Raw genomic sequence first — 13,955 nt, 5'->3', positions numbered from 1 at the left:
GGATTACTCAAAAATAAACAGCAAAAACGGCTGCGACATCTGGAGCTCATTAGCAAAAGAAATCGATGATTTTCTCTCTCATTGCTGCATTGAGTCACCCAACGTCACAACCGTGGATCATATCTTTACAAGATGTGTTCTTTAGCTAAGAACGCGATCATTTTCTTTTTCGATCAACGCTTGATAAAAGGCGGCATTCGCAGTGTTTGCGTAGGCCAGCGCCCAAAATAGACCGATAACAAAAGCAAACAAACCTAAAACCATCCATCCTAATAAAGAAATCTGCAGCAAAATATACTGACCGATATGATTCTTCATTAAATGCCAAGCTCCTTTTATCGCTTGTAGCGTCGTCATTTCTGGATGGTCGTATCGTACATAGATCGCAAACTGAAATAATCCGCTTATGATCTGGGAGACAAATAAGAAAAGGACCACAGAAATAAGAAAACTGATGATGAAAGAAATCGACGAACGGAAGAGACTCCAGTCAACAGTGATCCGACTGTTGACATTCAAGACTAAATCAAGGTACTGATTCATTCCGCCAACAACTAAATGGGGTAAAAACGTCACAAAACTAATCAGATAATTTACGAGAGCATTCACCAAATTCAGCAATAGAAAAGGTACGTAATAACGCTTGTCATAAACAAGAAAAATATCCGACACATGGATCTCCCGCTGACGAATCAAGAACAGTGCCATGATATTTAAACTTATCGTCAATGCGAAAAAAACAAAGTATTCCAAAATATAATCAATGATTGTTTCTCGTGTCTGTTGAAAGGTATGGTTTGTCAATGACAGCACCAAACTGCTAACCATGCTTTGAATGGCTATCGTAGCAATAAAGGCTAAAATATACCGCCCCCACATGCCCTTTAATGCACGTGATGCCATGGAGCGGATCTCACTATTTTTTCTCATCCTCTACTCCTTCTAATAGCTTCGTAATTCTTTCACGGTTTTGTCATCTAAGCGACGAACAACTTCTGTTACTAATTTTACTGTATTTAAGTAGTCATCTTCATGAATGACAGAAGTATGGGAATGCAAGTAGCGCACTGGAACTGTAATCGCGATCGATGGTACACCATCACGGGTCAGATGCATTTGACCGGCATCTGTTCCCCCACCGGTGATCACTGTATATTGGAAAGGAATCTCTAATTCTTCCGCAACATTGATCACAAAATTCAAGAGTTTCTTATGAGGGATCATCGATGCATCAAAAATCAAAACTTGCGGCCCCTTGCCCAAGACAGAATCTGCTTCTTTTGGAGTCATTCCTGGCGTATCACCAGCTGTCCCCGTATCAAGAGCAATCGCGATGTCTGGATTCACTAGGTGCGTACTTGTTCGTGCGCCACGCAATCCTACTTCTTCCATGACATCACTGCCAGCAAACAAGCAATTTGGATGCCCTTCAGCAGCCAACGTTTCCAACACACGCAAAGAAACTGCTGTTCCAATACGATTATCCCACGCTTTAGCTAGCAAAAACTTACTGTCATTCATCCGTTTGTATTGGATATATGGCGTAATCATATCTCCAGGACGTACGCCCCAATCTTTTGCTTCTTCCTCACTAGAAGCACCGATATCAATGAACATGTCTTTGATATCATAAGGCTTGTTGCGAACTTCCGGCGTCAACACATGAGGTGGTTTAGAACCGATTACACCATGAACCAATTTGCCAGCTTGCGTTTTGATTTCTACTTCTTGTGCCAGCATCACTTGGCCCCACCAGCCGCCTAATGTTTGAAACTCGATGAAACCTTTATCGGTGATCTTTGTCACCATAAAGCCAACTTCATCCATATGTCCGGAAATAAAAACTTTAGGTCCGCCGCCATCCCCTACATGTTTGGCAATCACGCTTCCTAACCCATCGTAAAAAATATCTTCGGCAAAGTCTTTCGCATATGCTTTGAAGACTTCCCGTACTTCTTCTTCATTCCCCGGAACACCACGGGCAGTTGTCAGATCAATCAGTAATTGCTCTTCTTTTTTATCCATCCTATCTACTCCTCTACTCATTTATCCCTTAAATTATACCATTCCTCGTGTCTTGTACCAGCTCAAAATTGAAAAAAATCTGACAGCTTACTCTTCAATGATCCGTAAGCATAACTTAACTGTAATCAAATAAGCAATAAAGAATACGACGGCTGCAACACCTGCAAACAGATGTGCCACCCAATACCCTGGACTCACGATGATTTGCGTCAGCGTGTTGATTGCGAATGCGGCATGTAAAATCGCGAGTAATGTACCTGGCATGAAAACCCAAAAATTCTGCCAGTAGACGATCGAACGAATTTCTTTTTTGCTATAACCGAATGTACGCAATAAACGATAATTTCTTTTTTCCCGCTCCGTATTAGAAAATTGCCGTACAATCAAACTGCTAGACGTAGTGATCAAAACGATCACCCCGACAAATAAAGAAACGAACAAAATAATACCGCCTTGCCGTCTAATGGCCCGCATATTCGGATAGCGATTGGCGAAGTTCAAGCGATAACCAGTAATAAACTCCTTCGATGATTGTTGCTTCTCTGAGATCTCCGTTTGCAGCTGATACTTGACTTGGCCTTTGTCCTGTGTTCGCTTGTAATAAAACGGATAGGTCCATTCGACTGAAAGTCGATCATCTAACGTCCGAGTTAATTGCTCTTGATTCTCCGTTTGAACATTGAAATAAGTCAATCGATAGTCAAATCCCGACATGTCCTGAAAATCCTTGTCATTGACGACTAATACATTGGGTAAGGTGTAACGCAACGCAATATCACCAAAATAATCTTGATACGTGTTGTCTAAGAGGAGTTTTTTACCATTTTCCAGCGCAATATTTTTTTGGTAAGTTCTCAAGTTGTATGCAATATCATAATCATCATCAAACAAAACAGCAGTATTTTCTCCTAAAGAAACCGCAGGTGCATCCGGCACCAATCGACGAAATGCTCGGTAATCGGATAAAGAAAGCGCATTGACCAATACGGTTTCTTGTCCTGTATTTATCGGATTGGCCAAGTATTTCGCGTTGATGTTTAACGGCACGATACGAAAAGTGAGCGTCTGCTCCGCGACGACCTGACTCTGATTTTCCAGAATCACTTGCTTTAACTCTTCCGCATTTTCTGCTGCGACTTGAAAATCGACGGGATAATCACGATTGGTCGCCTGATAATTCAAGGAAATCACCCCCATCGTGCCACCAATCAAAGAAATCGCGATCGCAGTAATGATCGTCAGTAATGAAAAACTTTTCCATGTCCGCTGCAAATAAGCCCGGATATTGTTGAATGCAATCAAGCGTGTGCCTTTGCTGATTTTTTTGCGGGGGAGCGTTAAGACATGCAACAACATTGGCAATGTGCAGTCAAAGAACAAATACGTCGCTGTGATACAGCAAAATAAAATCAGCAATGGAATCCATAAAACAGCAGTATAATCTTCTGTATAATTAATATAGCGCTCCAGTGTCGTTCGTAGCGTCAGAGCTAAGTAATAGCCGATCCCTAACAGAAGCAAACCGATGATCCCCATTGCCATCCGAAATGGGCGACACTTCATTTTGCTCACTGGCAGTGTATAGTTGTTCTTCATTAGATCGATCAAAGGATTCTGCCAGACAAACAAAACCACTTGACCACTCAAAACTACCATGGCAAGCAAAAATACCCACACGGTAGTCAAAATCGAACGAGGCGAATTAAAAAAATGACTAGTGATGGATAGTCCCATCACTCGAATCAAGATCATTGAGAAAAATTTCGAAAATATAATCCCCATGAAAATGCCCACAACAAGGGAAAAAAGATTTAGGAGGAACGTTTCTCTCAGCAGCAGCCAGCTTAACCTTGCTCTGCGCAAACCCAGGAGCTGATAAACACTGATCTCTTTTTGCCGTTGATTCAAGAAGAAATGATTGGCACTTAGCATAAAAAAAAGCACCACAACAGCAACGATCGTACTACCAAAACCTAATACGCCATCGATGCGAATGTCTTGCTGCACTCGTTGAGTCAGCAAACGGTCATTCATCATAGCACTAAATGAATAAAAAATCATGACTGCCGTCATCATGCACACAAAGTAAACGACATAATTGCGAAACTGCTGCAAAAAACTGCGCCAGCCAATTTTATAGAGCATGGCGATCCCCGCCTCCAATCGTCGCTTGCATATCGATGATTTTTTCGAAAAATTCTTTGCGGGACCCTTTTTTGACTACCTCTGCAAAAAAGACACCATCTCTAATAAACAAAATCCGATTGCAATAACTTGCAGTGAAAGGATCGTGAGTCACCATGAGAATCGTCATATCTTCTTGCAGATTGATTTCAGCTAAATAACGCAACAGCTCTGTCGCCGCTTTTGAGTCCAAGGATCCCGTGGGTTCATCTGCAAACAACACGGAAGGACGGCTGATGATTGCTCTGGCGGCGGCCACCCGTTGCTTTTGACCGACCGATAGTTCTTCTGGGTAGCGGTCTAACAAATGAGCGATTCCCAATAAGTTCGCCAGATGTGCCAATCGCCGGTCAACTTCATTGACCGAAAGACGGTCGATCGCCAGTGGCAAGATAATGTTGTCTTTGGCAGTCAACGTGTCTAGTAAATTAAAATCTTGAAAAATAAAGCCGATTTCTTTTCGGCGAAAATCGCTTAGCTCATTTTCTGACAAGCGGGTGATTTCTTGTCCTCCGATTGCAACAGAACCTAGACTCGGACGTAAGATGGAGGAAAGGATATTCATCAGTGTCGTCTTTCCAGCACCACTTGGTCCCATGATCCCCACAAATTCCCCTTGATCAACGGAAAAAGAAAGATTGTCTAGGACTTTGGTTTGATTGAAGCGGGTTCCATAGGTTTTTGTCAGGTGCTTCACATCGATCATTTTTTTCATGCAAATTCTCCTTGATCTATTTCTACTTTTCTTCATATTTTCTTTATGGTAGCATATTTTCTTCTCTATCGCCCCTGCTTCGTTTTTACACATAAAAATTTTTTACAATTTTTATTCATTTTGTGAAACGTGAAACATGCAAGTCCTTGTTATCATCAAGTTTTTATTGAAAACCGCTTTTGAATATACACTACATATTGTGCATACTGAATTATTTAGCGAATAAAAGCCACTATATATAGTTGCCGAAAACCATATTTTGTTTTATGATATTGGAGAAGATAAGGAGTGATAGTAATGATGGACTTAAAGAGAAATACTGAACAAAGCGGGGGTAGCCATCCTCAATTAACCCAATTGAAGATCGTGAAACGTGATGGTCGCTTAGTAGATTTCGATGACCAAAAAATTTACGATGCATTAGTAAAAGCCCAAAGAAAAGTTAAAGGAGAACTATCTCCCCTCGATCATGAACGGATTTTAGAAATCGTAGAAGGAATCGATCATGAGATCGCCGAACGGTTTACCAAAAACGTTAAAATTTATGAAATCCAAAATATCGTTGAGCATATTTTATTAGCAAAAAATGAATATGCATTGGCCGAAGAGTATATCAACTATCGGACACGTCGCGATTTTGAACGCAGCAAAGCGACGGATATCAACTTTACGATCAATAAATTAATGAATAAAGATCAAACAGTGGTCAACGAAAATGCCAATAAAGACAGCAATGTCTTCAATACTCAAAGAGACTTGACTGCAGGGATCGTAGGGAAATCCATCGGCTTGAAAATGCTGCCCCCTCATGTGGCGAACGCCCATCAAAAAGGTGATATCCATTATCATGATTTAGATTATCATCCTTATACTCCGATGACTAACTGCTGTCTAATCGATTTCAAAGGCATGCTGAACAATGGTTTCAAAATCGGAAACGCAGAAGTCGAATCACCAAAATCGATTCAAACGGCGACAGCTCAGATCTCTCAAATCATTGCCAATGCGGCATCTAGTCAATATGGCGGTTGTTCTGCAGACCGGACGGATGAATTACTTGCACCTTTTGCTGAATTGAACTATCAAAAACACTTGCAAGATGCGCGTGAATGGATCGACGGCGAGGATCGCCAAGAAGCTTACGCGAAGAACAAGACAAGAAAAGACATTTACGATGCGATGCAAAGTTTGGAATATGAGATCAATACTTTGTTTACTTCAAATGGACAGACACCTTTCACTTCCTTAGGCTTTGGTCTGGGAACAAACTGGTTTGAGCGAGAAATCCAACGTGCAATCTTACAGATCCGGATCAACGGACTTGGCAGCGAAAAACGGACAGCAATCTTTCCGAAGTTGATTTTCAGTATCAAACGCGGCGTAAATCTGGAACCCACAGATCCAAACTACGACATCAAAGAATTGGCTCTGGAATGCGCAACGAAACGGATGTATCCAGATGTCTTGAATTATGACAAGTTGATTGAATTGACGGGTAGTTTCAAAGTACCGATGGGCTGCCGTTCTTTCTTGCAAGGCTGGAAAGATGAACATGGCGAAGAAGTCAATGTAGGACGGATGAACCTTGGGGTCGTAACATTGAATATTCCCCGCATTGCCCTAGAAGCTAACGGAGATCGCGACAAATTCTGGTCTCTTCTGGAGCAGCGTCTGCAAATCGTCAAAGATGCGCTTGTTTACCGAGTAGAACGTTGCAAAGAAGCGAGTCCGGCAAATGCACCAATCCTATACATGTATGGCGCATTCGGCAAACGCCTCGATCGCAAAGACAGTGTCAACGAGTTGTTCAAAAATAAACGTGCTACTGTTTCCTTAGGGTATATTGGATTGTATGAAGCAGCTGCTGCTTTCTTTGGTGGTGAATGGGAAAATGATCCTGAAGCAAAAGAATTCACGTTAGCCATCGTGAAAGAGTTAAAAGCCCATGCAGATGCTTGGGGCGATGAATACGGCTATCATTTTAGCGTCTATTCTACACCAAGCGAAAGCTTGACCGATCGCTTTTGTCGTTTAGATACAGAAAAATTCGGCATCGTTGAAGACATCACAGATAAAGAATATTACACAAATAGCTTCCACTATGATGTCCGCAAAAATCCAACGCCATTTGAAAAGTTGGATTTTGAAAAAGACTATCCAAAGTATTGTTCGGGCGGCTTTATTCATTATTGTGAATACCCAGTTCTGCAACAAAATCCCAAAGCTCTTGAAGCAGTTTGGAATTATGCGTATGATCGTGTCGCTTATCTAGGAACCAACACTCCGATCGATCATTGTTATGAATGCGGATATGAAGGTGATTTCAATCCAACTGAACGCGGCTTCGAATGTCCACAATGTGGCAATCACGATCCAAAGAGTTGTGACGTCGTCAAACGAACATGCGGTTACCTAGGAAATCCTCAAGCTCGACCAATGGTTCACGGTCGTCACAAAGAAATTTCCGCTCGTGTCAAACATATGAAAAATAATGACTGAAACAAGTGTCCCCTACGCGACTAAAGCGTAAGCAAATTCTGCTTCTTTCTAACTGACAACTGTTGGTCAGGAGTCCGCAGAAAACGAGTGCTGGAATTGCTCGCGCATTTGTGCTTTCTAATGGTTTTTGCTACAGTCGCGAAGGACATTTTTATCGAATAATCGAATAGTTAGAAAGAAGTTTTGCACATGAGAAATCCTCGCCCCAAAGAATGGCAAGCAAAAGAGTATAGTCAAAATCATATTGCAGATTATAAAGCCTTCAACTTTGTTGACGGCGAAGGTATCCGCAATAGCCTGTATGTCAGTGGTTGTTTATTTGCTTGCGAAGGCTGTTTCAATAAAGCAGTCCAAAATTTCCGCTATGGCACCCCATTCACAGCAGAACTCGAAGAACAGATCATTGAAGATTTGCGGCACGATTATGTTCAGGGACTAACACTATTGGGCGGCGAACCTTTTTTGAATACTGAAGTATGTCTGCAAGTGGTAAACAGAGTCCGTTCCGAGTTCGGTCATGGCAAAGATATTTGGAGCTGGTCTGGTTACACCTTCGAGGAACTACTGTTGGAAACAGAAGATAAGCTTGAGTTGCTGTCTCGCATCGATATCCTAGTTGATGGCCGTTTCGAATTGAGCAAACGCAACTTGAATCTGCAATTTCGCGGTAGCAGCAATCAACGAATCATTGATGTTCCTAAATCCCTAGCACTAGGCGAAGCGGTGATTTGGGACAAATGCAAAGACGCAGAAAAAAGCTATGAACAAATCAAAAAGAGTATTTGACGACTTGAATAAACTTCAGATTTCAAACTGATACAAAAGATAAAAGGGACTGTGACATAAGTCATCATCCAACAAGTTTAACCGAATAATAGTCTATTGCTAGGATAGATTCCTCTGACTTTTGCGACGAGGAGTCCCTGCACCGCAGGAGCAATAATCATTAATGTTCGGATAGTGTTACTTGTAGGAGACTTATGGCACAGTCCCTTTTATTTTGATCATAAAACACACCATCATTACAAATGTTTGCTTGCTTCTTTGATACTTAACGGAGCTAACTGATCTTTGTGCGTTAACAGAAAAGCCTGCACCCACTCAGGGTTTGTTTTAGCATAATCGCGCAAACTCCAGCCAATCGCTTTATTGATAAAGAATTCATCGCTACCTAAATTATTTAAAAGGATCGTCTCTAAAAGCTCGCGATCGGTTTTTTCTTTTCTAAGCAGTTGGTGGTCAATGGCGATGCGCCGGAGCCATAAATTTTCTGCTTTGCTCCAAGCAAGCATCTTTTGGCTCAATTCCGGGTAGGTCATAGTCAGCCCACCAACAACTTTATTCAAGCCATCAACAGTATCCCACCAAGACTTTTGAAGGACTAATTCACTTATTTTCTCCAGTTCGTCTGGTTGGAGGACCGACTGCATCGTTACCAGATAGTCGATAGCTACATATTGCATTTCACGATAAGGTAGTTGCCAACAGGTTTCAACAAATGCCCAATCGATGGCGGCCTTTTTCATTGCAGCAAAATAAGGTCTTTGTATTTGTTTGCGTACAGGTGACGGAATCCCTAAAAAGTCAAATTGGTTCCGCATGTACGCCCGCATTTGAACTCCTCGTGCTGGATTTTCTTGCGCCATGAATTCCTCTAGTAACGCTTTCCATTGACTGTTTGTCGTCATTATGCGCCTCCATATATTTTATTCTGTTTCCCACAAAGGCAATACGATATTTTCATAAGCTAATGGATCAAGATTCGTAACTGTGATCCCCAATAAGCGGATCCCTTTTTCGATTCCTAGAATCTCCTCCCAAATCAAACTAGCTTGTGAAAAAATAGCTTCTTTCTTGTGCATATACTCTGGCAACGTGACCCGTTTTGTGATGGTGGAGTAATCGGCATAACGCACTTTCAACACCACAGTCTTTCCGTGTTTTTGCGTACGTTTCAATGATCTTTCTACTTCTTCTGCCAGGTTTCTTAGCTGACTGATGACTTGATCTTCTGTGGTTAACGCATTGCCATACGTATGTTCTTTTCCGACTGATTTGCGTTCTCTCGTCACACTGACCGGAGAATCATGGATTCCTCGAACTTTCCGGTATAATGAGTAGCCCATTTTTCCAAATTCTTGGATCAATGCCATTTCGCTCCACTCATAAAGGTCAGATCCTTTATAAATCCCTAATTCGTGCATTCTCGGCACTGTCTTCTTACCGATACCATGAAATTTGTCAATCGGTAATTTTTTTAAAAAGACCACGGCATCTTCCGGCATCACTACCGTCAACCCCCGGGGTTTGTGAAAATCCGAAGATAATTTGGCTAAAAACTTATTGTAGCTGACGCCTGCTGAACAAGTAAGCTGGGTCGTCTGCCAAATGTCTTGCTGGATCATGCGAGCAATTTTGATCGCTGAAGGACAGTTGATCTTGTTGACGGTCACATCTAGATAAGCCTCATCGATAGAAACCGGTTCAATCACATCGGTATAGCGCCCAAAGATCTCTCGGACTTGCTGAGAAATTTCGCGGTATTTCTGATGGTTGCCAGGTATAAAAACGGCATGAGGACACAATTCAAAGGCTTTTTGCGCACTCATTGCAGAATGGATCCCATACTGACGTGCTTTATAATTGGCAGTCGTGACGACACCTCTACCCCCAGTATCACTTGGGTGGCGGGCAATCACTAAGGGATGTTTAGCCAATTCAGGATTGTCTCTTTCTTCTACTGATGCAAAAAAGGCATCCATATCGATATGGATGATTTTCCGAGAAGTATCGTTTTTTAACGGAAAACGCAACTCAGCCATCTTCACCACTCCATTCTCCTCTATTATAAACGAACAGAAGTTCCCTATCAAGAGGCTCATTCCAAGCATCGGCGATTGTTGCAAACAAAAAGAATCCCTGTAAAAAAGACAGAAATTCTTTTTGCTTCCCGTTATGATTTAAGACTTCAAATTTGGTTCGCTTCGTTAAAAACGTCTAGACTTACAGCGCTGATGGGCCTCGTTCATTGGTTCGGATTCGTACTGCTTCTTCGATTGGGTAAATAAAAATTTTACCATCACCTACTTCACCTGTATGGCAGATAGACAAAATCAGTTCAATGATTGCTTCAACCTCTTCATCTGCTACAACAAAACTCGCCTTTACTTTAGGCAAAAGTGTCGTAATCACTGCTTGTCCCCGAACAAATTCTTTGACCCCTTTTTGATTACCACAGCCCAATACTTGACTCACCGTCATTCCAGCCATATCTATTTGATCAAGAGCTGCCTTTAATTCTTCTAATTTTTCTTGTCGAATGATCGCTTCTACTTTTTTCATCTGCATTCCTCCATCTATGAATCCGGCCCCATGAACGTTGGATAAGCTGTTTCATCATGTTCACTGCGATCCATTCCAATAGCTTCTTCTTGTTCTGTGACCCGGATCGGTAGCACGCGTTTGATCACATGGATCAATAGAAAGGATATGCCCCCCGCAAAAAGAATCGTAAATACGATACTAATGATCTGCGCAATGAACAATTCTGTTCCACCATAGAGCAACCCAGTTTGATGATTGACAGCAGGATCAGCGAAAATCCCCGTCATGATTCCACCAAAGATTCCGCCAATCCCATGACAACCAAAAGCATCCAAAGCATCATCCAGACCTAAGCGATGCTTGATGACCGAAATAAAGTAATAACAAAACGGACTCACTAATGCCCCGATCACAAAGGATGACCAAAGGGAAACAAAACCTGCGCCAGGAGTAATTGCTACCAGACCCACGACAGCTCCGGTACAAGCTCCGACAATGGTTGGCTTCCCTAATAGAACTTTTTCAATCAACATCCAGGAGAGCATCGCAGCTGCGGCTGCCGTATTGGTCGTTAACAACGCTTGAATGGCGATCCCGTCAGCAGCTAATGCTGATCCAGCATTGAAGCCAAACCAGCCAAACCATAGCAACCCTGCACCTAATACGACAAATGGAATATTATGGGGACGATACTCCGTTTGATGAAACTCGCGTCTCTTACCCACGACTAATGCTAGCACGAGACCGCTGATTCCTGAACTAATATGGACAACGTTGCCTCCTGCAAAATCAATCGAACCGATAGCATCTAAGAAGCCGCCACCCCAAACCATATGGGCCATCGGAAAGTAAACCAAAAACAGCCAGCAGCCAATAAATAAGAAAATAGCTGAAAAACGCATTCGTCCTACGACTGATCCGGTAATGATCGCTGTTGTGATTAGTGCAAACATCATTTGAAAAGCCGCAAACAATCCTTCAGGAATCCCTTCTCCGTCCGTCATGGAAACTTGCTGGAAAAATAACTTATCGATGTTGCCGATAAACGCACCGGTACCACTGAAAGAAAGCGAATACCCAGCCGCCACCCACAGAACTGAAGCTAGTCCCATGGTGCAAATCACCATCATCATTGTATTCAAGATATTTTTTCGCCTTTCCAATCCACCATAAAAAAAAGCTAGCGCAGGAGTCATTAAAAAAACCATCCCACTGCAAACCAAAATAAACCCACTATTGCCTGTTCCCATTCCAATCACTCCCTTTTATGTTAGATATCCTACCATCATATCCAGGAGATCGCTAGTGTTTTTTAAAATTTTTGCAATTATTCTGAAAAAAGCTCACTTTATATGTTATGAAATCTGACATTCACAATTCGAGTGATGGCTTTCTTGGGTAATGGCGATCAAAACGACGCATAAAAAGTCACATTATCCGTCAAAGGCTTAAAGCCATTCTTTTTATAAAAATCGGCAGCTGGCATCTTTTCTTCTGTATCTAATAGTATCGTGGGAATGCCTTTTTTGACCAACTCTTCTTTGATCATTTCTAAAAAAGCAGAGCCGAAACCTTTCCCTTGATGCTTGCCAGCAATTAAAAAGGTATCGATGACATATTCTTTTCCTTGGTACCACGGCTTAATAAAGCCTAACGAGTACCCTATCTTTTCATTGGTCAATGAGTCCGTTAGAAAATAGCCAATATAAGTATTCATCGCCATCATGGATGACACATATTCTGTAATTTGAGGAACGGTCAGTTGATCATTCCATGGTTCCGCTGAAAAGACTGCAATATACATTTCAACAGCTTCCTTTAAATCTTTTTCTGTTAGCTCACGCATGCTTAAGTTGGTTGTCATTTCGTTTCCCACTTCCTTTAACAATTCATTGTCAGTTCAATCGAATGACGAACCATCATTCATCGATTCGTTTTGCATACCCATTGCCATAACTGGTATAGCGGCGGGCTTGGTTGATTTTCATTTTTTTCTGAATCTCTCCGTCTAGATCAATCGATAAGATCTCCGCTAAACCGAGAAGGTAGATGGCTACATCTGCCAATTCTTCCCCCACATTTTGTTTTTTTCGATAAGCATCAAAAGCTTCAGCCACTTCACCATATAATGACAAAAATTCCTTTTCAATATTGGTGACATTAAATTGATGATCGATTTTGTTTTGATAGATCGCTTTTTGCATGTCTCGTATGTTCATCTTTTTCTCCTTTTTAAACTAGTATATCATGTCCTTTTGTGACGGTTTCACCCAATCATCCATGCCACTAAAAATGAAACTCATTATTCAAAAAAACCGATGCACAGGCATCGGTTAAGCGTCTAAGTGATAGGCATGATAGACCGTTTGTTTTTTTACTTGATTGCGTTTCGCCACTTCCTTGATAGCCTCCTTAGAAGACATCCCGGTCTCCATCAGAGCTGTTACTTGCTCTTTAAGGCTTCCGTCATAAACGATTTCGACAGAGTCCGTCGATCCCTCAACCAAAAGGCAGCACTCTCCTTTGACTGTATTATCCCCTAGATAGTCCAACAGTTCCTTTAAAGAACCTCGCAAGTATTCCTCATGGATTTTTGTCAACTCTCGACAGATGACTGCAGAACGTTCTGCACCAAAAACAGTAATCATATTTTCGATCGTCGCTGCCAAGCGGTAAGGTGATTCATAAAAGATCATCGTAGCCGGCTGGTTCGCCAGCTCAGCCAATGCTTCTTTTTGCTCTTTCTTTTTTCGAGGTAAGAAGCCATAAAAAAGATTGGGCTGCGGAGACAAACCAGAAGCGATCAAAGCAGTCAATCCTGCTGTAGGACCAGGCAAGGCAATCACTGGAATATCAGCTGCAATGCACGCTTTGACTAATTCATGACCAGGGTCACTGATCGATGGCATCCCTGCGTCACTACATTGTGCAATTATTTTTCCAGCTAGCAATTGATCGATGAGTTGCGGCACACGTTCCTTGAAATTATGTTCATGCAAACTTCGTTGCGGTGTCGTTATTTCAAAATGGTTCAATAATTTCTGGGTATTCCTAGTATCTTCGCTGGCAATCAAATCGGCTTCCCCTAAAATTTTGACACAACGAACGGTCATGTCTTCCAAATTTCCGATTGGTGTCGGCACTAAATAAAGCGTTCCATTCGATTGTTTATAGCTTTGTTGTTTCTGCATACTTTCCCTACTTTCAA

The 13,955-nt window shown here is 41.8% G+C and carries 13 protein-coding genes; 2 read left to right on the top strand and 11 right to left on the bottom strand.

The genetic code is table 11. The annotated features are described in order from the left end of the window. Positions 1–141: 141 nt before the first annotated feature. From IGJ45_RS06990 to IGJ45_RS06975, 4 genes are all read right to left on the bottom strand, one after another. Positions 142–930 (bottom strand): DUF975 family protein, encoded by a 789-nt coding sequence (locus IGJ45_RS06990; protein WP_003127110.1) that lies wholly within the window; start codon positions 928–930, stop codon positions 142–144. A 12-nt stretch (positions 931–942) separates the two neighbouring features. Beyond that, positions 943–2,025 (bottom strand): M42 family metallopeptidase, encoded by a 1,083-nt coding sequence (locus tag IGJ45_RS06985; RefSeq protein WP_003127109.1) that lies wholly within the window; start codon positions 2,023–2,025, stop codon positions 943–945. An 87-nt stretch (positions 2,026–2,112) separates the two neighbouring features. Further along, positions 2,113–4,170, bottom strand: a complete 2,058-nt coding sequence (locus tag IGJ45_RS06980) for an FtsX-like permease family protein (protein WP_423121545.1) — start codon at positions 4,168–4,170, stop codon at positions 2,113–2,115. After that, the gene (locus tag IGJ45_RS06975) at positions 4,160–4,924 is read right to left on the bottom strand and encodes an ABC transporter ATP-binding protein (RefSeq protein ID WP_003127107.1); all 765 of its coding nucleotides are present in this window, start codon (positions 4,922–4,924) and stop codon (positions 4,160–4,162) included. The genes IGJ45_RS06980 and IGJ45_RS06975 overlap by 11 nt, the downstream gene beginning before the upstream one ends. 297 nt (positions 4,925–5,221) lie before the next feature. On the opposite strand from IGJ45_RS06975, the gene nrdD reads away from it, so the two are divergent. Beyond that, a complete protein-coding gene (gene nrdD, locus IGJ45_RS06970; RefSeq protein WP_438768662.1) occupies positions 5,222–7,423 on the top strand; it encodes an anaerobic ribonucleoside-triphosphate reductase in 2,202 nt (733 codons plus the stop codon). Between the two features lie 189 nt (positions 7,424–7,612). Further along, positions 7,613–8,209 carry an anaerobic ribonucleoside-triphosphate reductase activating protein gene (gene nrdG / locus IGJ45_RS06965; RefSeq protein WP_003127104.1) on the top strand — a complete coding sequence of 199 codons (597 nt, stop codon included), beginning with the start codon at positions 7,613–7,615 and terminating at the stop codon, positions 8,207–8,209. A 236-nt stretch (positions 8,210–8,445) separates the two neighbouring features. Here nrdG and IGJ45_RS06960 read toward each other — a convergent pair whose 3' ends face one another. The 7 genes from IGJ45_RS06960 to rsmI form a co-directional block, all read right to left on the bottom strand. Continuing rightward, positions 8,446–9,111: a DNA alkylation repair protein gene (locus tag IGJ45_RS06960; protein WP_371823154.1), complete on the bottom strand. Its 666-nt coding sequence runs from the start codon at positions 9,109–9,111 to the stop codon at positions 8,446–8,448. A gap of 18 nt (positions 9,112–9,129) precedes the next feature. Further along, positions 9,130–10,245 carry a DNA polymerase IV gene (dinB, locus tag IGJ45_RS06955; protein ID WP_005472399.1) on the bottom strand — a complete coding sequence of 372 codons (1,116 nt, stop codon included), beginning with the start codon at positions 10,243–10,245 and terminating at the stop codon, positions 9,130–9,132. 181 nt (positions 10,246–10,426) lie between these two features. Next, positions 10,427–10,765 carry a P-II family nitrogen regulator gene (locus tag IGJ45_RS06950; protein WP_103300023.1) on the bottom strand — a complete coding sequence of 113 codons (339 nt, stop codon included), beginning with the start codon at positions 10,763–10,765 and terminating at the stop codon, positions 10,427–10,429. Positions 10,766–10,779: 14 nt separating this feature from the next. After that, positions 10,780–11,997, bottom strand: a complete 1,218-nt coding sequence (locus tag IGJ45_RS06945) for an ammonium transporter (protein WP_409531252.1) — start codon at positions 11,995–11,997, stop codon at positions 10,780–10,782. Positions 11,998–12,155: 158 nt separating this feature from the next. Further along, positions 12,156–12,611, bottom strand: a complete 456-nt coding sequence (locus tag IGJ45_RS06940; RefSeq protein ID WP_103300021.1) for a GNAT family N-acetyltransferase — start codon at positions 12,609–12,611, stop codon at positions 12,156–12,158. A gap of 55 nt (positions 12,612–12,666) precedes the next feature. Then, the gene (locus IGJ45_RS06935) at positions 12,667–12,966 is read right to left on the bottom strand and encodes a MazG-like family protein (protein ID WP_003127098.1); all 300 of its coding nucleotides are present in this window, start codon (positions 12,964–12,966) and stop codon (positions 12,667–12,669) included. 114 nt (positions 12,967–13,080) lie between these two features. After that, positions 13,081–13,938, bottom strand: a complete 858-nt coding sequence (gene rsmI, locus IGJ45_RS06930) for a 16S rRNA (cytidine(1402)-2'-O)-methyltransferase (protein WP_409531251.1) — start codon at positions 13,936–13,938, stop codon at positions 13,081–13,083. Positions 13,939–13,955 lie beyond the last annotated feature (17 nt).

Source organism: Enterococcus sp. DIV0574, from assembly GCF_051711125.1.
Lineage (GTDB): Bacteria > Bacillota > Bacilli > Lactobacillales > Enterococcaceae > Enterococcus_D > Enterococcus_D gallinarum.
This window is presented reverse-complemented; position numbering and strand designations above follow the sequence as displayed.